The organism is Cupriavidus sp. 01L43, from assembly GCF_056399925.1.
In genome coordinates, this window is the sequence record NZ_JBFTSH010000001.1 from 349,190 (window position 1) to 369,828 (window position 20,639).

28 protein-coding genes are annotated in these 20,639 nt (G+C 64.4%); 26 read left to right on the forward strand and 2 right to left on the reverse strand.

Going from position 1 to position 20,639, the window contains the following annotated elements; all coding sequences use genetic code 11:
• The first annotated feature begins 5 nt into the window (after window positions 1-5).
• From AC1DP9_RS01670 to AC1DP9_RS01765, 20 genes are read left to right on the forward strand one after another with little or no spacing between them, the layout of a single operon-like run.
• Window positions 6-416: a hypothetical protein gene (locus AC1DP9_RS01670; protein WP_477106444.1), complete on the forward strand. Its 411-nt coding sequence runs from the start codon at window positions 6-8 to the stop codon at window positions 414-416.
• The gene (terL, locus tag AC1DP9_RS01675) at window positions 367-1,917 is read left to right on the forward strand and encodes a phage terminase large subunit (RefSeq protein WP_477106445.1); all 1,551 of its coding nucleotides are present in this window, start codon (window positions 367-369) and stop codon (window positions 1,915-1,917) included. Before AC1DP9_RS01670 ends, terL begins: the two co-directional genes overlap by 50 nt.
• Complete coding sequence (locus AC1DP9_RS01680) at window positions 1,914-3,482, forward strand: DUF1073 domain-containing protein (protein WP_477106446.1); 1,569 nt, start codon at window positions 1,914-1,916, stop codon at window positions 3,480-3,482. Before terL ends, AC1DP9_RS01680 begins: the two co-directional genes overlap by 4 nt.
• Entirely contained in the window at window positions 3,433-4,059 is a 627-nt protein-coding gene (locus AC1DP9_RS01685; protein ID WP_477106576.1) for a phage head morphogenesis protein, read from the forward strand. Before AC1DP9_RS01680 ends, AC1DP9_RS01685 begins: the two co-directional genes overlap by 50 nt.
• A 7-nt stretch (window positions 4,060-4,066) precedes the next feature.
• Entirely contained in the window at window positions 4,067-5,398 is a 1,332-nt protein-coding gene (locus AC1DP9_RS01690) for a DUF2213 domain-containing protein (RefSeq protein WP_441644064.1), read from the forward strand.
• Window positions 5,399-5,409: 11 nt separating this feature from the next.
• Window positions 5,410-5,904 (forward strand): structural cement protein Gp24, encoded by a 495-nt coding sequence (locus tag AC1DP9_RS01695; protein ID WP_477106447.1) that lies wholly within the window; start codon window positions 5,410-5,412, stop codon window positions 5,902-5,904.
• 13 nt (window positions 5,905-5,917) lie between these two features.
• Complete coding sequence (locus AC1DP9_RS01700; RefSeq protein ID WP_410748599.1) at window positions 5,918-6,955, forward strand: DUF2184 domain-containing protein; 1,038 nt, start codon at window positions 5,918-5,920, stop codon at window positions 6,953-6,955.
• 10 nt (window positions 6,956-6,965) lie between these two features.
• On the forward strand, window positions 6,966-7,373 hold the full coding sequence (locus AC1DP9_RS01705; protein ID WP_410748598.1) for an STY1053 family phage-associated protein: 408 nt from the start codon (window positions 6,966-6,968) through the stop codon (window positions 7,371-7,373).
• A 40-nt stretch (window positions 7,374-7,413) separates the two neighbouring features.
• Entirely contained in the window at window positions 7,414-7,797 is a 384-nt protein-coding gene (locus tag AC1DP9_RS01710; protein WP_410748597.1) for a DUF4054 domain-containing protein, read from the forward strand.
• A 26-nt stretch (window positions 7,798-7,823) separates the two neighbouring features.
• Window positions 7,824-8,360, forward strand: a complete 537-nt coding sequence (locus AC1DP9_RS01715; RefSeq protein WP_410748596.1) for a hypothetical protein — start codon at window positions 7,824-7,826, stop codon at window positions 8,358-8,360.
• A gap of 3 nt (window positions 8,361-8,363) precedes the next feature.
• The gene (locus AC1DP9_RS01720) at window positions 8,364-8,735 is read left to right on the forward strand and encodes a hypothetical protein (protein WP_441644068.1); all 372 of its coding nucleotides are present in this window, start codon (window positions 8,364-8,366) and stop codon (window positions 8,733-8,735) included.
• Between the two features lie 3 nt (window positions 8,736-8,738).
• Window positions 8,739-9,329, forward strand: a complete 591-nt coding sequence (locus AC1DP9_RS01725; RefSeq protein ID WP_477106448.1) for a phage neck terminator protein — start codon at window positions 8,739-8,741, stop codon at window positions 9,327-9,329.
• Between the two features lie 9 nt (window positions 9,330-9,338).
• Window positions 9,339-10,814, forward strand: coding sequence for a DUF3383 domain-containing protein (locus AC1DP9_RS01730; RefSeq protein WP_477106449.1), 1,476 nt, complete (start codon window positions 9,339-9,341; stop codon window positions 10,812-10,814).
• Window positions 10,815-10,829: 15 nt separating this feature from the next.
• Complete coding sequence (locus AC1DP9_RS01735; RefSeq protein WP_477106450.1) at window positions 10,830-11,276, forward strand: tail tube family protein; 447 nt, start codon at window positions 10,830-10,832, stop codon at window positions 11,274-11,276.
• Window positions 11,277-11,278: 2 nt separating this feature from the next.
• Complete coding sequence (locus AC1DP9_RS01740) at window positions 11,279-11,752, forward strand: phage tail assembly chaperone (RefSeq protein WP_477106451.1); 474 nt, start codon at window positions 11,279-11,281, stop codon at window positions 11,750-11,752.
• Window positions 11,753-11,802: 50 nt separating this feature from the next.
• A complete protein-coding gene (locus AC1DP9_RS01745) occupies window positions 11,803-11,952 on the forward strand; it encodes a DUF6889 family protein (RefSeq protein WP_477106452.1) in 150 nt (49 codons plus the stop codon).
• Window positions 11,927-13,654 (forward strand): phage tail tip lysozyme, encoded by a 1,728-nt coding sequence (locus tag AC1DP9_RS01750; protein WP_477106453.1) that lies wholly within the window; start codon window positions 11,927-11,929, stop codon window positions 13,652-13,654. The genes AC1DP9_RS01745 and AC1DP9_RS01750 overlap by 26 nt, the downstream gene beginning before the upstream one ends.
• Window positions 13,651-14,229 carry a phage baseplate protein gene (locus tag AC1DP9_RS01755; protein ID WP_477106454.1) on the forward strand — a complete coding sequence of 193 codons (579 nt, stop codon included), beginning with the start codon at window positions 13,651-13,653 and terminating at the stop codon, window positions 14,227-14,229. The genes AC1DP9_RS01750 and AC1DP9_RS01755 overlap by 4 nt, the downstream gene beginning before the upstream one ends.
• Window positions 14,229-14,543, forward strand: coding sequence for a phage baseplate plug family protein (locus AC1DP9_RS01760; protein ID WP_477106455.1), 315 nt, complete (start codon window positions 14,229-14,231; stop codon window positions 14,541-14,543). The genes AC1DP9_RS01755 and AC1DP9_RS01760 overlap by 1 nt, the downstream gene beginning before the upstream one ends.
• Window positions 14,543-15,511 (forward strand): phage protein, encoded by a 969-nt coding sequence (locus AC1DP9_RS01765; RefSeq protein WP_477106577.1) that lies wholly within the window; start codon window positions 14,543-14,545, stop codon window positions 15,509-15,511. The genes AC1DP9_RS01760 and AC1DP9_RS01765 overlap by 1 nt, the downstream gene beginning before the upstream one ends.
• On the opposite strand, the gene AC1DP9_RS01770 is transcribed toward AC1DP9_RS01765, so the two are convergent.
• On the reverse strand, window positions 15,508-15,873 hold the full coding sequence (locus AC1DP9_RS01770) for a hypothetical protein (RefSeq protein ID WP_477106456.1): 366 nt from the start codon (window positions 15,871-15,873) through the stop codon (window positions 15,508-15,510). The two genes, AC1DP9_RS01765 and AC1DP9_RS01770, sit on opposite strands and share 4 nt — an antisense overlap.
• An 11-nt stretch (window positions 15,874-15,884) precedes the next feature.
• Between AC1DP9_RS01770 and AC1DP9_RS01775 the strand changes: the two genes are divergently transcribed.
• Complete coding sequence (locus AC1DP9_RS01775; protein WP_477106457.1) at window positions 15,885-16,640, forward strand: Gp138 family membrane-puncturing spike protein; 756 nt, start codon at window positions 15,885-15,887, stop codon at window positions 16,638-16,640.
• Here the strand turns inward: AC1DP9_RS01775 and AC1DP9_RS01780 are convergent.
• The gene (locus AC1DP9_RS01780) at window positions 16,637-17,101 is read right to left on the reverse strand and encodes an HNH endonuclease (RefSeq protein ID WP_477106458.1); all 465 of its coding nucleotides are present in this window, start codon (window positions 17,099-17,101) and stop codon (window positions 16,637-16,639) included. The genes AC1DP9_RS01775 and AC1DP9_RS01780 overlap by 4 nt on opposite strands.
• Before the next feature lie 23 nt (window positions 17,102-17,124).
• Here AC1DP9_RS01780 and AC1DP9_RS01785 point away from each other — a divergent pair, with 23 nt between their 5' ends.
• From AC1DP9_RS01785 to AC1DP9_RS01805, 5 genes are read left to right on the forward strand one after another with little or no spacing between them, the layout of a single operon-like run.
• Window positions 17,125-17,478 carry a contractile injection system sheath initiator gene (locus AC1DP9_RS01785; RefSeq protein WP_477106459.1) on the forward strand — a complete coding sequence of 118 codons (354 nt, stop codon included), beginning with the start codon at window positions 17,125-17,127 and terminating at the stop codon, window positions 17,476-17,478.
• Window positions 17,478-18,659 carry a baseplate J/gp47 family protein gene (locus AC1DP9_RS01790; RefSeq protein WP_454763353.1) on the forward strand — a complete coding sequence of 394 codons (1,182 nt, stop codon included), beginning with the start codon at window positions 17,478-17,480 and terminating at the stop codon, window positions 18,657-18,659. The genes AC1DP9_RS01785 and AC1DP9_RS01790 overlap by 1 nt, the downstream gene beginning before the upstream one ends.
• A 1-nt stretch (window position 18,660) precedes the next feature.
• Entirely contained in the window at window positions 18,661-19,323 is a 663-nt protein-coding gene (locus tag AC1DP9_RS01795) for a DUF2612 domain-containing protein (RefSeq protein ID WP_477106460.1), read from the forward strand.
• 8 nt (window positions 19,324-19,331) lie between these two features.
• Complete coding sequence (locus AC1DP9_RS01800; RefSeq protein WP_477106461.1) at window positions 19,332-20,231, forward strand: glycine-rich domain-containing protein; 900 nt, start codon at window positions 19,332-19,334, stop codon at window positions 20,229-20,231.
• Complete coding sequence (locus AC1DP9_RS01805; protein ID WP_477106462.1) at window positions 20,228-20,611, forward strand: tail fiber assembly protein; 384 nt, start codon at window positions 20,228-20,230, stop codon at window positions 20,609-20,611. The genes AC1DP9_RS01800 and AC1DP9_RS01805 overlap by 4 nt, the downstream gene beginning before the upstream one ends.
• Window positions 20,612-20,639 lie beyond the last annotated feature (28 nt).

A 20,639-nucleotide genomic window follows, 5' to 3' on the forward strand; every position in this document is an offset into this window, starting at 1 on the left:
TACCCATGGCGGGACGCAAACCATTCGAGCCGACCGAGGAAGACCGCAGGCTGGTCAGCTCGCTGGCCGGGTTCGGCGCGCCCCACGAGTACATCGCAAGCTGCATCGTGAACCCACAAACGGGCAAGGCGATGACGCCCAAGACGCTGCGGGTCCATTTCCGCGCCGAGCTGGATACGGCGAAAGACAAGACAAACGCCCTGGTGGCGCAGGCCTTGTTCAAGCAAGCCACCGGCACGGGCAAGGGCGCAGTCACTGCGGCCATCTTCTGGATGAAGACTCAGGCCGGGTGGAAGGAAACGCCGAAGCGCATCGAGCTGACAGGGGAAGACGGCGGGCCGGTCGAACAACGAACCACCGTCGTCGATGAAAAACAGGTCGCAGCCGCTGTCGCGAAACTCGAAGACGAGTATTGACCCGTCCGTCGAGCGCGCCGTCCTGAAGGCGAAGTGCGAGCGAGATCACCTGTTTTTCAGCCGGTATTTCTTCAAGCACCGGCAGGGCATCAAGTTCCGCGTCAACTGGCACCACGTGCTGATCGCGGACACGGTGCAGCGCGTCATCGATGGCGAGCTGAAGAACGTCGTCATCAACGTCCCGCCGGGCTCGTCGAAAACCGAGCTGGTGGCGATCAACCTGATCGCCCGGGGGCTGGCGGTGAACCCGCGCGCGCGGTTCCTGCACATCTCGTATTCGGATGATCTGGCGCTGCTGAACAGCGAGACGGCGCGCGAGATTGTCCAGTCGGACGAGTTCCAGGCGCTGTGGCCGCTGTCGATCGCGCCAGACGCGAAGTCGAAGAAGCGCTGGAACGTCATCGCCGACGGCAAGAAGGCCGGTGGTGTGTACGCGGTGTCGCTGGGCGGCCAGATCACCGGCTTCCGCGCCGGGCACATGACCGATGGGTGGCAGGGCGCCATCATCATCGACGACCCGCTGAAGGTCGAGGACGCGTACAGCAAGCCGAATCGCGACAAGGCGAACCGCAAGCTGCTGTCCACGGTGAAGAGCCGGAAGGCCAACCCGGACACGCCGATCATCGTGATCATGCAGCGGCTGGCCGAGGAAGACCCGACAGGCTTCATCAAGGCCGGCAAGGTGCCGGGCGACTGGGAATTCATCGAGATCCCGGCGCTGATCACCGACGAGTACGTCGAACAGCTGCCCGAGCGTGTGCGCGCGCTGGTCGAGCTGGGTGAGAAGGACGAGGACGGCCGGTTCAGCTACTGGCCCTACAAGGAACCGCTCGACGACATGCTGGCCAGCGAGAAGGCTGACCGGTATGTGTTCAGTGGGCAGTACATGCAGCGCCCCAGCCCGTTGGGCGGCGGCATCATCCGCAGCGCCAACTTCGGGCGGTACACGGTGGCGCCCGAGCTGCACAAGCGCGTCATCTATGCCGACACGGCACAGAAGACCGCCGAGCGGAACGATTACAGCGTCCTGCAGTGCTGGGGGCACGGGAAGAACGGCCGCATCTACCTGCTGGACCAGATCCGGGGCAAGTGGCCGGCGCCCGAGCTGCGGCAGAAGGCCATCGACTTCTGGAACAAGCACCTGCCGTACGACTTCCACTTCGGCGCGGCGCTTGTGAAGATGCGCGTCGAGGACAAGGCCAGCGGCACCGGGCTGATCCAGGACATCCAGGCGTCGGGGACCATCCCCGTCGAGGGCATCGAGCGGCACCGCGACAAGCTGGTGCGCGTCATGGACGTGGTCAGCTACATCGACGCCGGCCTGGTGATGATTCCCGAGGCGGCCGCGTGGGTGAGCGATTTCACGCAGGAATGCGACGCCTTCACGCCTGACGACACGCACGCACACGATGACCAGATCGATCCGATGGTGGATGCGATCAATGACATGCTGGCCGGCGGCCGGTCGCTGGACATCTGGACCAAACTCGGACAGCAATGAACCGTAACCAACGCAAAGCGCAGATCCGTGCGCACCGAGCCGAGGTGGCTGCGTCCGCCAGTGCCAAGCGCTGGATGACCGGCGACAGCTTCCAGAACTTCGAGGCCCGCCTGGGCCTAGGCACCAACAATCAGGCGTCGCAGTTCAGCTACGGCTTCGACTTCATCTCGCGCAACCGCGTGCAGCTGGAGGCCATGTACCGGTCGAGCTGGATCGTTGGCCAGGCCGTCGACGTGGTTGCTGACGACATGACGCGCGCGGGCACCGAGATCGATGCGGAGCTTGACCCGTCCGACCAGAACAAGCTGAATGCCGCCTTCGAGCGGATGGGCCTCTGGGATCGCCTGAACGACACGATCAAGTGGGCGCGGCTCTACGGCGGCGCGCTGGCGGTGATGTTGATCGACGGGCAGAACCCGGCCACACCACTGCGGCTGGAAAGCATCGGCAGGGATCAGTTCAAGGGGCTGTACGTGCTGGACCGCTGGCTGGTGCAGCCGTCGCTCGAGGACCTGGTCACCGAGATGGGTCCGGACATGGGCCAGCCGCGCTACTACGATGTGGTGGCGGACAGCATGGCGCTGAAGCGCCAGCGGATCCACTACAGCCGGGTATTGCGCATCGACGGCGTTGACCTGCCGTACTGGCAAAAAATCGCCGAGAACCTTTGGGGGCAGTCGGTCATCGAGCGGTTGATTGACCGGCTTGTGGCGTTCGATAGCACCACCATTGGCGCCGCCCAGCTGGTCTACAAAGCCCATCTCCGCACGTACAAGGTCGACAAGCTGCGCGAGATCATCGCCATGGGCGGCCCGGCGATGGAAGCGCTGGTGAAGAACGTCGACTTCATCCGCCGGTACCAGTCGAATGAGGGGCTGACGCTGATCGACGCGGCAGACGAGCTGCAGACGGATACCTACCAGTTCTCCGGGTTGGACAGCGTCCTGATGCAGTTCGGCCAGCAGTTGTCCGGCGCCCTGGGCATCCCGCTGGTGCGCCTGTTCGGCCAGTCGCCGGCCGGCCTGAACAGCACCGGCGAATCGGACCTGCGGACGTACTACGACAACACGAAGCAGCAGCAGGAACGGAAGCTGCGCGCGCCCGTCACGCGGCTGTATGACGTGGTGGTCCGGTCGGAGCTTGGGAAGCCGCCGCCGGAAGGCTTCGCTTACGGCTTCACGTCGCTGTGGCAGCTGTCCGACACCGAGAAGGCGCAGAACGCCAAGACGGTGACCGAGGCCGTGACGCAGGCCTACGACGCGGACCTGGTCGACAAGCCGACGGCCATGAAGGAACTGCGCCAGTCGAGCCACAGTACCGGGGTGTTCACCAGCATCACGGACGATGCGATCGAGGACGCGGAGAACGAGCCGCCCCCGGTGCCGGAAATGGAACTGCCTGATGTTGATGACCCGAACAACGGACCGGAAGCGCCGCCGCAATCCGGTAAGGACAAGCGGACCGGAAAGGGTGTATCGGACGCAGCTCCGACAGGTCGCGCAGCAGGTGGGCGTGTTGGTCAATGGCTTTCCGCCTGGCGATCCCGGCGTCCTGCCGACGATTGAGCAGTTGCTGCAGCGGTACGCCGAGGCGCTGACGCCGTGGGCTGAGCGCGCCGCGGCCGAGATGCTGACCGAAGTGAACCGGCGGGACGAAAAGGCCTGGATGCAGTACTCGGCCGAGCTGTCCCGCGCGCTGCGGCAGGAGATCCGCACGGCGCCGACCGGCGCCACTATGCAGGCCCTGATGGGCGAGCAGGTGACGCTGATCAAATCCATCCCGCTGGATGCGGCCAAGCGCGTGCACAAGCTGACGATCGAGGGCATCGAGGACAGCACCAGGGCGTCGGAGATCTCGAAAGCGATCCAGGCATCGGGCGACGTGGCCAAGAGCCGTGCCGACCTGATCGCCCGGACCGAGGTCGCGCGCACCGCATCGACGCTGACAGAGGCGCGGGCGCTGCATGTCGGCTCGCCGGGGTACGTCTGGCGGACGTCCGGCGACGGTGACGTGCGCGACTCGCATCGCGAAATGGAAGGCAAGTTCGTCGCCTGGGATGACCCGCCCACGCTGGACGGGATGAAAGGCCACGCCGGCCAGTTCCCGAACTGCCGCTGCTACCCGGAACCTGTGATTCCCTAGGATTGATATGCGCTTCTACACCGTACAGAAGCTGGGCCCGAAGCGCTCGCTGACGCCCGAGGGCTTCCTGCTGTGCGAGGAAGTGCCCGTCGCGCGCACCGGCGAGATGCTGTACGGCCCGGGCGAGGTGCCGGTGGAGCCAGGCCCCGATGGCCTGATCCGTATCAGCCGGACGCCCGAAGAGGTGTTTCGCGATGCGACGTTGGCCAGCTGCGTTGGCAAGCCGGTGACGCTCGATCATCCCGACGACTTCGTCACGCCTGCCAACTTCTCGGCGCTGGGCAAGGGGGCGATGCTGAACCTGCGCCGCGGCACCGGCATTGCAGATGACCTGCTGATCGCCGACCTGCTGGTGACTGACCAAGCCGCAATCGATGCGATCCAGAAAGACAGAATTGAAGAGGTCAGCCTCGGCTATGAGGCGGACTACGAACAGGTATCACCCGGCCGCGGGGTACAGCGGAACATCGTTGTCAACCACGTAGCCCTCGTCGAGCGCGGCCGGTGTGGCCCGCGCTGCGCGATCGGCGATAAGGAACCCGAAGACATGAAGACTTTTGACAGCAAGCCCAAGGGCAAGCGCACCGTATGGGATCGCATCATGACGGCCTTCAAGGCCGGCGACGAAGCGGCCATGGCGGAGGCCCTGGAAGAGGCGAAGGCCAACGACGAGGAGTCCGAGGAAGAGCGCGAGGCGCGAGAGGCCAAGGAGAAGGAAGGCAAGACGGGCGACGCCACGTCCCAGCTGCTGACCAAGATCCTGAAGCGAATGGACGCTCAGGACTCCGCCATCGCCGCCTTGGGCACGCGCAAGGCCAGGGACTCGGACAAGGAAAAGACCGACGACGAGGACGAGGACGACCCGGACAAGAAGAGGACCGGAGACGACGGCGACCTGACCGATCCGAACACCGCTGGCACGCTCAGCCAGGCCGACGTCGTCCTGTACACCGGCGACTCGGCGGCCAGCATCCCCTCGCGCGCCGAGATATTGGCCCCCGGTATCAAGCTGCCGACCTTCGACGCCAAGATCACCACCAAGGACCGCGCCGCGTCGCTCTGCAAGTGCCAGCGCAAGGCGCTCGACGTCGCGTACCAGACGGATGTCGGCAAGGCCGCTATCGCGCCGTTCCTGGGCGGCCTGACCGCTGACTTCGAGAAGCTGCCCGCCGCGCTGATCAATGCCGCATTCATGGGCGCCAGCGAGCTGATCAAGGCGCAGAACAACGGGCGCACGCACGACGGCGTCGCGAAGACCAAGGATTTCGGCAAGCCCCGCACGGCCGCCGACATCAACGCAGCCAACCGCAAGTACTGGGCCGACCGGTCCGCCAACTAAGGGAGTGCCACATGGGCAACGCAATCCTGTATCGCATGGCCTCGGGCATCCCCGGGGATATCTCGCGCCAGTCGCAGGCGACCGTTGAGTCGCAGATCCTGAACTCGGCGCTGCCGTTCCCCGGCTACGGTCTGTTCGGCAAGATCGCCGCGGGCAAGTTCGTGCCGATCGCTGGCGGTGACGCCGCCACGGCCGTGTATGGCCTACTGGTCCGTCCGTACCCGACCACCGGCGGCGCCGGGTCGGAGCCGCTCGGCACGGCCACGCCTCCGACCACCGGCGTCGCGGACGTCATGCGCCGGGGCTACATGACCATCAAGAACAACGCCGGCACGCCGGCCATTGGTGGCCAGGTGTATGTGCGGGTTGCCGCAGCTGCCGCTGGCAAGCCGATCGGCGGCATCGAGGCGGCTGCGGACAGCACCAACACCATCGCGGTTGTTGGCGCCACGTTTATGAACGCCGGCGATGCCAACGGCAACGTCGAGATCGCCTACAACATCTAAGGGGTTTCCTAGAATGAGCAAAATCATCCTCCCGCGCATGGCCGCGGCGGCTGCCATCGCCATGGTCAACGCCCCGGCGATCATCCGCGCCCGCACGCGCGACAGCATGCTGACCTTCGACAGCCGCACGATCGACAGCACTGGCGCCTTCCTGATTGGCGAACTGGAACGCCTGGACCAGACGCTGCACGGCCCGCTGGCCTCCGTGACCTGGTCGCGCGATATCGACCTGCGCGAGGACGTGTCCATCGCCGACGAGACGTCGTCGTTCACGAACTCCAGCTTCGCCGCTGCGGGCGGCGCTTCCCCGAACGGCAAGTCGTGGATCGGCAAGGACGCTTCGGCCATCGCAGGCATCGCGCTGGACATCGGCAAGACGGCCAGCCCGCTGACGCTGTGGGGCATGCAGATCGGCTGGACCATCCCTGAGTTGGAATCCGCCCAGAAGCTGGGGCGCCCGGTGGACCAGCAAAAGTTCACCGGCATGCAGCTCAAGCACAACATGGACGTCGACGAGCAGGTGTACATCGGCGATACCGTGCTGGGAGTCACCGGCCTGGTGAATGCGGCGACGGTTACCAACGTGTCGAATGCCGCCACCGGCACCTGGGCGACGGCCACGCCAGATCAGATCGTCGCGGACGTCAATGAGCTTCTGACGAGCGTGTGGGCGGCGTCCGCCTATGCGGTATGCCCGTCCGAGCTGCGCCTGCCACCGGCCAAGTTCGGGCTGCTGGTCAGCCGCAAGGTCAGCGATGCGGGCAACATCAGCATCCTCGAGTACGTGAAGCAGAACACGATCTCGAACTCGATCAACGGCCGGCCGCTGAACATCCAGCCGCTGAAGTGGCTGTTCCAGCGCGGGGTCGCGAACGCGGACCGCATGATGGCGTACACCAAGGAGCAGGACAAGGTTCGGTTCCCGCTGGTGCCGCTTCAGCGCACGCCGCTGGAATATCGCGACATCCGTCAGCTCACCACCTACTTCGGCCGGCTGGGCGTGGTCGAGGTGGTGTACCCCGAGCTGATCGGCTACCGCGACGGCATCTAAGGAGCGCGCCATGCCGAAGATCTACGTTCGCAAGGCCTTCGTGCTCCAGCACGAGGGCGGGAAGCACGAGTTCCCCGTGGGCAACCACACCGTGCCACCGGCGGTGGCCGAGCACTGGTTCGTGAAGGCCCATATCGGCGAGGAGCCGGCGGCGGGTGGGGAGGCCGGTGACCTGGCCGAGCAGCGGGCAGCCCTAGATTCCGCAGGGCAGTTCCTGGAAGGGAAGGCCAAGGAATTGAAGGAACGGCAGGACGCTCTGGACATGCGCGCCGGCACGGTCGCCGACCGCGAGAAGGCTGCCGACCAGCGCGAAGCCGACTTGAACGCCCGCGCCGAAGCGCTGGACACCCGCGAGGTGGCTATCGCCGAGCGCGAGAAGGCGGCGGACGCCGCGGCCAAGCAGACCGGCAAGAAGTAAGGGGGTATGATGCCTCGCGAGGGGCATCAGCCAACCACCTATGACACCAGAACAGTTCAGAGCCGACTTTCCGGAGTTTGCCGACGCGACGAAGTACTCGGACGCGTCCATCGACTTTCAGCTGATCATCGCGACGTCACTGGTGAACCCCTGCCGATGGGGCGTGCTGACCGATCAGGGCATTGAGCTTTGCGCGGCGCACTTCCTCGTACTCGCTCGACGGGACGAGGCGACAGCTGAAGTCGGTGGCATCCCGGGCCAGGTCACCGGCCCGCAATCTTCCAAGGCAGTCGACAAGGTCAGCGCGAGCTACGACACCGGCGCAGCGACCATTGACGACGCCGGTATGTGGAACCTGACGACCTACGGTGTCCGGTTTCTCACTCTCGCCAGAATGATGGGCGCAGGCGGCATGCAGTTGTAGCCGCGCCAGCCCATCGGGGATATCCCATGGGCTTCATGAAGGTGGACAGGCTGAAGCAGGTGCTTCAGTCCATCAACGGCTTGGTCGACCAGCAAGTCCTTGTCGGCGTGCCTGACAGCACCGCCGGGCGCAAGGACGATGGCGCACCGCTCAGCAATGCCGAAATCGGATACATCCAGGAGAACGGCGCGCCGGAGATCAATCTTCCGGCGCGTCCACACCTGGTGCCGGGCGTCGCCGCTGCGCAGCCGAAGACGTTGCCTCAGCTGCAGAAGGGCGTTGAAGCGGCGCTGGATGGCGACATTGACGGCGCAAAGCGGCGGTTGAGCATGGCCGGCCTGGCTGCGCAGTCCTCGGTTCGAGCGCTGATCAGCAGCGGCATCGGCCCGGCGCTGAGCGAGGCAACGCTGCGCAACCGCGCGCGGCGAGGCCGGAAGGGGGCGAAGGAAGAACTGGCGTCCCGCGCCGCCGGTCAGCAGCCCAGCACTGAGCTGGCCAAGCCGCTGATCGACACCGCCCAGTACCGCAACTCGATCACCTACGTGCTACGCAAAAGGAAGTGACCCATGGCACTACTCGACGTCGTCGACGTGCTGCTCGATCCGGATTTCATGGACACAGGGCTGGTGTGCAACCGGATGGTGCAGACGGTCGATGGGCACGGCCGCGCGCAGAACACGGCCACGGCGTCGCCGTTTGCCGCGGTGGTCACCAGCGACAAGGGCGACATCCTGCAGCGCGGCTCGGACGGCAGCCTGATCACCGGATCCATCACGCTGCATACCCCGTTCCGGCTGAAGGACGGCAGCCCGGGGCAGGGCGCCGACGAGGTGGTCTGGCAGGGCCGAACCTATACCGTGGTCAGCGTCAACGACTATAGCCATTTCGGGCGCGGCTTCGTGGCCGCCACCTGCGATCTGAAACCGCTCTCGGGGTAATTCATGCCAAATACCAGCGCTACCGGCGGCTACCTTGCGCCGACGGCGCCGGTTCCGCCAGACGACGTGGACCTCGACAACCTGTTGCAGGAACTGGTCGCAGGGGTGACCGGCTTGCCCGGGGAGATGGTGCGGCCGCGCTGGCAGCCGACCGTCCCGAAGCAGCCAGAGCCGACCGAGAACTGGTGCGCCATGGGCGTCAGCGTGCAGACGAACGACTCAGGCCCGGCCATCCGGCATGACCCGGCCGGCGACGGTAGCGACACCTACACCCGGCATCAGCAGATCGACCTGATGTGCTCGTTCTACGGGCCGAGCGCCAAGGGGTACGCCCAGCGCCTGGCCGACAGCATTTCCATTCCGCAGAACGGCGAGCAGCTGGCGCTGAACGGGATGAAGTTCGTCAGCGCGAGCGATATCCAGCCCGCGCCTGCACTCATCAACCAGCAGTGGAACCGGCGCTATGACCTGACGCTGGTGCTGCGCCGCAAGATCACCCGGACCTATCCGGTCCTCAACCTGTTGTCCGCCGAAGTGCAGAGCACCACCGACTCGGTGCCGCCGGTGGTCGCGACGACCAACATTCACCAGTAGAGGATGACCATGTCCAACGGACTGCCGGTATCGCGGCTGATCAACGTCTCCATCAACATGTCGCCGCTGGCGGCCCAGGGCGCCAACCTGAACACGGCGCTGATCCTGGGCGCGTCCGCGGTGATCGACACCAACGAGCGCATGCGGTCGTACGGCACCATCGACGCCGTGGGCAGCGACTTCGGCAACACCGCGCCGGAATACCTGGCCGCGCTGCTGTACTTCCAGCAGACGCCCCAGCCTGCGCAGCTCAATATCGGTCGCTGGGCGAAGACGGCCACCGCTGGTTCACTGCGTGGCGCCGCGCTCTCCACGGCCCAGAAGGACATCACGGTGTGGAAGGCGGTCACGGCCGGCTCGTTCAAGGTGACGATCGACGCCACCGTGAAGACCCTGTCGGCACTGGATTTCTCGGGTGTCACCAACCTGAACGGCGTGGCCACGATCATCCAGACGGCGCTGGCCGGTGCCACGTGCGTCTGGAACGGCACGCAGTTCGTGATCACCTCGCCGACCAGCGGCACCAGCTCGAAGGTCAGCTACGCCACACCGACGGGGTCGGGCACCGACATCTCGACCATGCTCGGCATGACCAGCGCGCTGGCCTCGGCGCCGGTCGACGGCATCGTGGCCGAAGCCCCCGACGCCTGTCTGAACATCTTCCTGGATCGCTTCGCGAACAAGTTCCTGGGCATCCAGTTCGCCGACACGTCGCTCACCAACGACCAGCACGTGGCCGTGGCCGACTTGGTCGAGGCGGATCAGCGCCACATCTACGGCGCCACGACGCAGGAACCGCAGGCGCTGGACGGCACGGCCACCACCGATCTGCTGTCGCGTTTCAAGGCGAAGAGCTACAAGTACTCGTTCGCGCAGTGGTCCAGCACTAGCCCGTACGCCGCCGCTTCGTTGTTCGGCCGCCTGCTGACCACCAATTTCAACGGCAACAACACGACGATCACCCTGATGTACAAGCAGGAGCCGGGGATCGTGCCCGAGAACCTGTCGACGAGCCAGGCCAACGTGCTGCAGAGCAAGCGCGGCAACGTGTTCGTCCAATACGACAACGACACTGCCATCGTGCAGTACGGCGTCACGCCGAGCGGGATCTTCATCGACTCGATCTACAACTCGATCTGGTTCCAGAACCGCATCCAGACCGACGTGTACAACCTGCTGTACCAGAGCCAGACGAAGATTCCCCAGACCGACGCGGGCAACGCGCTGATTGGCACCACGATCGAGGCTGCCTGCGCTGCCGCGGTGAACAACGGATACCTGGCCCCCGGCGTCTGGAATTCCGACGGCTTCGGCGCGCTGAAGCAGGGTGACACCCTGGCCAAGGGCTACTACGTCTACGTGCCGCCGATTGCGCTGCAGTCGCAGGCCGACCGTGAAGCGCGCAAGTCGGTCGCATTCCAGGTCGCGGCGAAGGAAGCCGGCGCCATCCATACCGTTGACATCCTCGTCAACGTGAACCGCTGATAGGGGAAAGAGACCATGCAAGGCGGCACCTATTCGTTTATCGACGTCCAGGCTTCCATCGCCGGGCCGGGCGGGTCGTTCTCGCTCGGCTACGGTGAGGCGACGGCTGAAGAAGGCATCACCGTGGCCATGGCCAACGACAAGAACGCCATGACGGTGGGTTCGGACGGCAGCGTCCAGCACAGCCTGCGCGCGGACAACTCGGGCCAGATCACGCTGCGGTACCTGAAGACCGCGCCGATCAACCGAACGCTGATGGCGCTGTACAACGCCCAGAAGCTCGACAGCCGGCTGTGGGGCAAGAACGTCATCACCGTGACCCAGTCCGTTGCGAGCGACGCAATCGCGGGCATCTTCTGTGCGTTCAAGAATGTTCCTGATCTGACCTACGCCACTGAGGGCGGCACCGTCGAGTGGGTATTCGACGCTGGCCGAATCGAAGGCATGCTGGGGACCTACTGACCATGCGCCGTGAAATCCAACTCGGCGGCAACGCCTACTCGATCGGGCGCCTGACCGCGAAGCAGCAGTTCCACGTGTCGCGTCGCATCGCGCCGATCATCCCGGCGCTGATCCCGGTGTTCATGAAGCTGGCGAAGACGAGCGGCGGCGCGGCCGGCGCGATGGGCGCGCTCACCAACGACCTTGATGGATTCAGCCAGGCCCTGCAGCCGTTCGCCGACGCGCTGGCCGCCATGAACGACGCCGATGCCGACTACGTCATGGACAACTGCCTGACCGCCGTGCAGCGCCGGCAGGAGACTGGGTGGTCGTTCGTGGTTTCCCCCGGCCAGAAGGACCTGATGTTCCAGGACATGGACATGGGCGTGATCCTGCCGCTGGTGGTACAGGTCATCGTGGCCAACCTCGGCCCTTTTATTCAAGGGCTGCTTACAAGCCAAGCGAGCAGCCCGGAACCGGCGGCACAGGCTGGCTGAGACACCTTCCGAACGGCGAGGACTTTCTGCTCGCGCCCGTGAAGGCCCAGATGTGCAAGTACGAGTCGCTGCTCGACGGCACCCTGGGCCTTGAAGACATCGCGCTGATGAACGACTTCCTCATGATGGAAGCCGACAACCGGGCGGAAGCGCGCCGCATCGCGGAACGAAACAATGGCCCAAAGCACCGTAATCCGTGAATTCTTGGTGGCTCTCGGTTTCAAGGTCGACGAGAAGGGCCTGAAGAAGTTCAACGACGGCGTCGAGCAGGCCACCAAGGGCGTCAAGCAGCTGGTGACGACCATCTCGGCATCGGCCCTGGCAGTCAGCGTCGGCGTGTCCGCGCTGGCGTCGAAGCTGGAGAACCTGTACTTCGTCTCGAAGCGCACGGGCGCGGCGGCCACCAGCCTGAAGGCGTTCGGCTTCGCCGCGCGTAACTTGGGCATCTCGACCGAGACGGCCTTCGGCGCCGTTGAAAGCCTGGCGAAGTTCCTACGGAACAATCCGGCCGGCGAGGGATACCTGGCCACACTGGGCGTACAGACACGTAATGCCAACGGCGAGCTGCGCGACACGGTCGACATCCTGTCCGACCTCGGCGCGCAACTGGCGAAGCAGCCGACCTGGCTGGCCAGCCAGTATGGAAGCGTGCTCGGCATCGACGAGAACCTGCTACTGGCTATGCGCGATGGCGATTTCGCCAAGTTCATGCAGCAGTATCGGGAGATGTCCCGGAAAAACGGCCTGGACAAGGCGGCCGAGGACGCGCACCAGTTCATGGTCGCTCTGCGAGGCTTGGGCACCACGTTCGAGAACTTCGGCATCAAGGTGGAGGGCGCGCTGCTGCGCAAGGTGGGGCCGCAGCTCGATCGCTTCCAGAAGTGGTTCGAAGACCATTCGGACGAGATCGCTGATCGTGCCGCAGACATTGCCGCCGCGATCTTGGCCGCAGCCACTGCGCTCGGCCCGCCCCTGTCGTGGCTGGTCGACCAGTTCATCGAGCTGGACAAGGCCACGGACGGCTGGTCGACAAAGATCATGCTGTTGGTTGGCGCGTTCGGCGCGCTGGGCGGCTTCAAAATCGTCAGCGGCATCTGGAAGATGGTCGCGGCGGTGCGCGCGCTGGGCGCGGCCAATGCCGCCGCAGCGGCTGCCGGCGGCGCTTCTGCTGCTGGGGGTGCCGCCGGTGCTGGTGCTGCTGCTGGCGCGGGCGCGGGGTGGCTAGCGCGCTTCCTGCCGTGGGCAGCTCGGATCGGCGGCGCCGCCGCGTTGCTCTTCCACAGCGGCGGCCTGAACAACGGCGAAGATGCTGAGCTGGCGCGCCGGCGTGGCGCAGCCGGACGGGGCGGGGCGGCGCTTGCTGCTGGTGGCGGCGTCAACGGCCCCATCGACGCGGTGTCATTCTTCCAACGCATGGGCTGGAACCATGACCAGGCGGTTGGCATCGTGGCCAATCTGCAGCGCGAGAGCGGCAGGGACCTGAACCACCGTGCCGTCGGCGACAACGGGAGTGCCTATGGCGTCGCGCAATGGCACCCGGACCGTCAGGCGAATTTCAAGGCATGGGCCGGCAAGGACATCCGCGATTCGTCCCTGATGGAACAACTGCAGTTCGTGAACCACGAGCTGACGCAGGGCGCGGAGCAGCGCGCCGGTCAACTGCTGCGCGCCGCGCAGAATGCCCAACAGGCAGGCGAGATCGTGTCGCGCTACTACGAGCGGCCGGCGCAAGCCGACCTGGAGGCCGCGCGCCGCGGCTCGGCAGCCGTCGACCTGCAGCAGCAGACCAACATCAACCTGTACGGCGTGTCGGACCCCACGGCCGCCGGCCGGGCTGTCGCCAGCGAGCAACGCCAGGTGAACGACGAAATCGTGCGCAACATGCAGGGGGTAATCTCGTGAGTTTCCTCGACATCATCACCCTGGTGCCGAAGACCATTGGCCCGGTGAAGATCGGCTGCACGTTTGAGGAAGCGCACCAGGACGAACTGCAGATCACTGAGCACCCGGTCGAGAAGGGTGCGCAGATCAACGATCACGCGTTCAAGCTGCAGCCGGAGGTAACGATCCAATGTGGCTGGTCGAATGCCGACCTGGCCGCGCTGATCGGCACGCTGGAATCGATCTTCACGGGGGGTGGCCTGCCGTCGGCGGACTACATCAGCACGGTGTATTCGCAGCTGCTGGCGCTGCAGGAGACGCGCCAACCCTTCGACGTCGTGACGTCGATGCGCATGTACCGCGACATGCTGTTCAAGTCGCTGCGCGTGGTGAAGGACCAGAAGACCGGCGAGGCGTTGAGCGTTACGGCCACGCTGAAGCAGATCCGGATCGTGCAGACGCAGGCGACCCGTCTGCCGCCCAAGGAAGATCAGGCTGACCCGAAGGCCACGGCCGAGACCCAGAACACCGGCACCAAGGCCGCGATGCCGGCCACGCCGGCGCCAGGCGGTTCGGTGCCACCGACGAGCATGTGATGGCGACCTTCTATGAGATCCCCCTGACGCCGGATCCACAGCGGTTCACAGTGACGCTGAGCGGCGTGGACTATCGGATGACGGTGCAATACCGCGACGCAGGCGGCGCAGGCTGGGTGCTGGACATCGCCGACGCGACCAATCAGCCGCTCGTGAGCGGCGTTCCGCTGGTCACCGGCGCGGACTTGCTGGGGCAATATCGTCACCTCGACTTCGGCGGGCGGCTGTGGGTACAGGGCGCGGCTAATCCCGACGACGTGCCCACGTTTGACGACCTGGGCATTGGCTCGCATGTTTTCTGGGTGACGGAATGATGGGAACCAAGCAATATGGCCGGAAGGTCTCCATCCTGGTCGGCCAATCCAGCGGTGCTGCGATTGAGCTGTCCGAACTTCGATGCGTGTTCAAGATCAGTCGCGGCGACCTGCAGACGCCGAATTCGGCCCGCGTGCGCGTGTACAACGTCTCCGAAACCACCAAGCAGAGGATCGAGAAGGAATTCACGCGGCTGGTTGTGCAGGGCGGCTATGAGGGCAATTTCGGCATCATCTTCGACGGCACCATCAAGCAGGTGCGGCGCGGCCGGGAAAGCCAGACCGACACGTACCTGGACATCACCGCCGCGGATGGCGACTCGGCCTACAACTTCGCGGTGGTAAACGCGACGCTGGCTGCCGGGTCCACGGCGAGCGATCACGTGGCGGCCGCCTGCACGGCCATGAACCCGTACGGCGTCACGCAGGGCTATACGCTCGAGCTGCCGACGAACCCGCTGCCGCGTGGAAAAGTGATGTTTGGCATGGCCAGGGACTTCATGCGCTGGACGGCGCGTACGCAGCAGGCGGTATGGAGCATCCAGGATGGCAGGGTCATTCTGGTGCCCGAGACTTCGTACATGCCGGGCGACATCCCGGTGATCACTGCGGAAACGGGCATGGTCGGCCTGCCCGAGCAGACCCAGAACGGCATCACGATCAAGATGCTGCTGAACCCTAGCGTCAAAATCGGCCGGCTGATCAATATCGATAACGCCAGCGTTCAGCGCTACGAGTACAGCCTGAATGTCGGGCAGCAGGCCCAGAACGAGCGGATCCAGCAGCAGGCGAAACTACAGGACGACGGGTTCTACTACGTGATGATCGCGGAACACTCTGGCGATACGCGGGGGAACGAGTACTACACCGAAGTGATCTGCTTGGCGGCCGACGTCACGGTGCTGCCTGACCACTTCAAAGACAAAGGCGCGGTACCGCCGGACAACGTGATCAAGAAGTTCGGCTAGCGCCCGTAGGTGGGCAGCGCCTTGATGGTCATGGTGTTGCGGTCCGCCTGGACGTCCGCCAGCGGCAAGACGCTGAGCGACATGGACTTGGTCTGCATCTTCGGCACCACGATGATCGCATTGCCGTCGATGTCCTTCCCCCAACATCCGATGTCCCAGACGCCGCTGTAGGACGCGTAGGCACGCATGTCCTTGGCGTGGGCCAGCGGCAGCTCGCACTTCTTCTTCAGGTAGAGGATGGTGGGGAAGGGGTTGTTGACGGTCTGCCCCACCTGCATGCCGGCGAACGGATAGACATAGGCCTCTTCTGCCGTGGCCAGAGCCGGGGCAAGCACAGCGGCGATCAGTACCAGCTTCTTCATAGCGACACTCCATGGACAGACGAGAGAGAGCAGGCGATCCCGAAACAGCCCTTCGGGAGGCGTTGGATGGGATGCGCGCGGGGTTGTGGACGGCGTTGCCCGGGATTATTCAGTCGTTCTCGGGCGGTGGCGATTTCCCCCTGACCTGCGCAGTACAGCCTGCAATCAAGGTGCTCGTACGGCAGCAGGACGGCTCCATTGTGAGTACGCCGCTGCCGCTGCTGGTCGATTGCCCCGTGCAGTTCCCATCTGGCGGGAATTGTAGTCTGACCTTCCCGGTTGCTCCAGGCGACGAATGCCTCGTCGTTTTTGCGTCACGCTGCATTGATGGATGGTGGCAGTCCGGCGGGGTGCAGGAGCAGGCCGAAATCCGCATGCACGACCTGTCGGATGGGTTCGTGCTGCTGGGCTTCCGGTCAAGGCCGCGGGCGTTGACGGGTGTGAGCACCACGGCTACGCAGCTCAGGTCTGACGACGGTTCGACCTATATCGAGATGAACCCGAGCTTGCAGAAGGTGCGCATCGTCGCGCCGGGCGGATTCGACGTCGTCGCACCGCTGTCCACCTTCTCGGCGGCCGTGACGATCACGGGGCTCCTGACGTTCGTCGGCGGTCTGGTAGGCAGCGCTGTGAGCGGGGCCGCCGCTGTGTTCAACGGGGTGCTGAACGTCATCGGGCAGGTCGCCGCGAACGGAAAGCGCGTGGACGACACCCACACCCACAACGGCGTGCAGCCGGGCAGCGGCAATAGCGGCAACGTCAACTAGCCAAGATTGGCAAATTCACCGAAGTACTTTCTCGCGGCTTCGGCGTATGCAGTGCTGGCGAGTTCAGGGGATGTGAACCGGCCAAGGTGAATTTTGCGGCGGTCCACGCAGATGTATGCCTGCCAATTACCACGCGCAGCATCGTAGTAGACGCCCTTTCTGCGCGACTGGCTGTGCGATTTGAGGCGAATGTTCCGCTTGTTTTCCTTCTGCGTGCATAGGCGCATGTTCGATCGACAATTGTTCAGAGTGTTGCCGTCGATGTGGTCGACCTGTGTCCGATCACCCAACTGCAGCCCCATGATTTGTCTGTGCATAAGCACGGTGGATCGTTTCGGGCCATAGACAGAGCGAGCCGCATACCCGTGGCTGGCAACGTGCCATGAAAATTTGGCGAGTTCTTCGTAGTCGTCATCGTCGACGAGGATTCGTTGTCCCTTGCTAGTTTCGATGATCTTCATGATCTGATTCCCGAGGCATCAAAATGCGTTATCGAAAGCTATCTCAGGATGGTGACTATACATTCGGAAATCAAGCGGCCGACTTTTACAAGGACGTGCCCGAGGCGGTTGGCCAGGCCGTGCTCACGCGGCTGCGACTGCTGCGCGGGGAATGGTTCCTCGACAAGACGGAAGGCATGCCGTGGTCGACTGAGGTCCTTGACAAGTACACAAATGGCACCTACGACGCGGCGATCCGCCAGCGGATCCTGGGCACGCAGGGCGTGCAGCAGATCACGGCGTATTCCAGCTCGGTCGATACCGAGAGGCGGGCGCTGACCGTGACTGTGACGATCAACACCATCTACGGCACCACCACCGTTGAGGCGACTCTGTAATGGCAATCACCACGACCGCACCGACGATCGATGCCAGCGGCATCACGGCGCCCACGTACGCCGAAGTGCTGGAATACCTGCAGGACCAATACCGCGCCATCTACGGGCCCGATGTCTATCTTGAGGCGGACAGCCAGGATGGCCAGCTTCTCGCGGTCTTCGCTTCGGCGATCAACGACGCCAACGCCGTGGCGATCTCGATCTACCGGTCATTCAGCCCGGCCACGGCGCAAGATGATGCGCTGTCGAGCAACGTGAAGATCAACGGCATTGGCAGGAAGGCAGCCTCGTTCTCGAGCGCCGACCTGGTTGTCGTCGGGCAGGCGGGACGGCCGATCAACAACGGAATCGCCAAGGACGCGAACGGCAACAAGTGGGCGCTGCCACCTTCGATCACCATTCCGCCCGGCGGCCAGATCACGGTGACGGCCACATGCCAGACGCTCGGGGCGGTATCGGCGGCGGCCGGCACGATCAACCAGATTGGCACGCCGACCCTTGGATGGCAGTCGGTGACGAACCCGAGCGCGGCAGCCGAAGGCGCGCCCGTGGAGAAGGATGCGGCGCTGCGCCAGCGGCAAACGGTCTCGACGGCGCTGCCGTCCCTGACGGTGCTAGACGGCATCATCGGGGCGGTGTCGAACATCGCAGGCGTCACGCGGCTGGCGGCGTATGAGAACGACACGAACGCGACCGACGCCAACGGAATCCCGGCCCATTCCATCTCGCTGGTGGTCGAGGGGGGCGACGCCACGGCGATTGCCCAGGCCATCGCCGCCAAGAAGACGCCTGGATCTGGCACGTACGGCACGACTGCCATCGTGGTGCTCGATGTCTACGGCCGGCCGATCACGATTCGGTTCTACCGTCCGTCGACGGCCAATGTTTCGGTCGCGGTGACCATTAGGGCGCTCTCCGGCTACACATCGGCCGTCGGCGATGCCATCAAGCAGGCCGTCTCCGACTACATCAATGCCGTGGTCATCGGCGGTGGCGAGTCTGGCGCTGTGGAGTGGGCGGACTCGATCACGGCGGCCAACAGCGTGGGGGGCGGCACCGCGTTCAAGCTGACGGCGCTGGCGCTGACTGGCCCGGGCGGCGCCGGCTTGCCCGACGTGGCCCTGGCATTCAACCAGGTCGCCGCGTGCACGCCTGCCGCCGTGACTCTGACGGTGGTGTGACATGGCGGACATCACCAAGTACACCGACCGGATCACCAGCGAGCACAACCAGAAGCCGAAATTCATGGCAATGGTTGCGGCGCTGGCCCAGCCGATGGTGGATCTTCAGAACCTGCTGGGGAGCATGCCGGGGAAGTTTGACCTGGACAGCGCTGTGGACGCGCAGCTCGATGATGTCGGGCTTTGGGTGGGCATCTCGCGGAACGTCCCCATTCCGCTGACGAATGTCTACTTCTCGCTTGACATCGATGGGCTCGGATTTGACCAGGGCAACTGGAAAGGCCCATTCGACCCCGACACAGGCTTGACGCGGCTGGACGATGCCACTTATCGACTGGTGATCCGCGCGAAGATCGGAGCGAACCACTGGGACGGAACACTAGGTGCGTCGAAGGCGATCCTCGACTCGATCTTCGGAGGGGGAACGGTCGTCTTCATCCAGGACAACCAGGACATGTCGATGACCATCGGCGTGGCTGGTGTCATCCCGTCCGCGGTGTTCCTGGCATTGCTGAAGAATGGGCTGATTCCGCTCAAGCCAGAGGGCGTCGGCATCAACCTAGTCGTTGTCACATCGGATGACGGTGCGCCTATTTTTGGCTTCGATATGGAAAACGACCTCGTGTCCGGCTTCGATACCGGCGCGTGGGGAACCCCTCTGTAAGGACTCTCATGGCAACAAATGACTTTCTGCCGTTCGGTGGCGACGGTGCTRCCAACGTTATCGCGCAGGCAACCTATGCCGCATTAGCTCAACGAACCTCGGGTTTTCAATCAGGTGTCGCGCAATCGGCGCAGCTTAACAAGGTGTGGCGGCAGTCGAGCATCATGTCGGCGGTGCTCGCGCAGTTCATCGCTGATAACTCAGGGGCGAATTCCGTCGATGATGGGACGACCGCCACGCTGCTTGCGAATCTGAAGATTGCGGCAAGTGGCCGCCTCATCGGCGTGCAGGTGTTCACGTCGAGTGGAACATACAACCCCACTGCGGGAACGCGATCCGTCATCGCCGAAGGGGTAGGTGGTGGTGCGGGTGGTGGCGGTGCATCTGCCACTGCTGCGGGCCAGGTCTCTGCCGGGTCGGGCGGCTCCAGCGGGACATACGGAAAAGGCCGATTCATCACGGGCTTCACGGGCATTCCCGTAACCATCGGCGCCGGCGGTACCGGTGGTCCGGCCGGCGCGAACAATGGGTCAGCGGGCGGCACCACCAGCTTTGGATCGCTGATGTCTTGTCCTGGTGGCGTGGGCGGAGGCGGAAGCAACGCGAATTCGGTAGCGAACATTACTGCGGCTTCAGGCGGCGCGGCGCTCCCAACGGGCGCAACCATCGTCGCAGCCGCGGGCTCTACGAGCGGTGCTGGCTTCTCACTAATCCCAGCGGGTGTGGGCGGGGATGGTGGGCCCAGTGTATTCGGGGGCGTGAACAACAATTCATCGAATTCCGCCGGGACAGCAGGCAACGCGCCGGGAACCGGCGGAGGTGGTGGCTCGCGCCTGGCGGGTCAAGGTGTGGGGGCCGCTGGCGGCGACGGTGCCAAGGGCATTTTGATTGTCTACGAGTTCGCATGATGAAGACATACGCACGAATTTTTGAAGGCACTGTCGTCGAGCTTTTTTCCACCGACGGGGACATCACCGAGATGTTCCACCCGGATTTGATCTGGGTGGAATGCGGAGACGGTGTATCGGAGGGCTGGGGCTACGACGGAACGGTGTTCACCGCGCCAGCGCCTCGAGTTACCTCCCTCGAAGAGAACATCGCCACGCGAGACGCAGGGCTGCTGTACGCGGCTACGCGAATGGCGCCGCTTCAGGACGCTATCGACCTAGGAGAAGCCACAGCTGCAGAAGAGCAGGTGCTTCTGACTTGGAAGCGATATCGGGTGGCACTCAATCGAATCGTGATGACTGCTGGTGATCTGGAGTGGCCGACTTATCCAGAAGCTTGATCGAGCATCGCGAGTAGCACAAAACTCA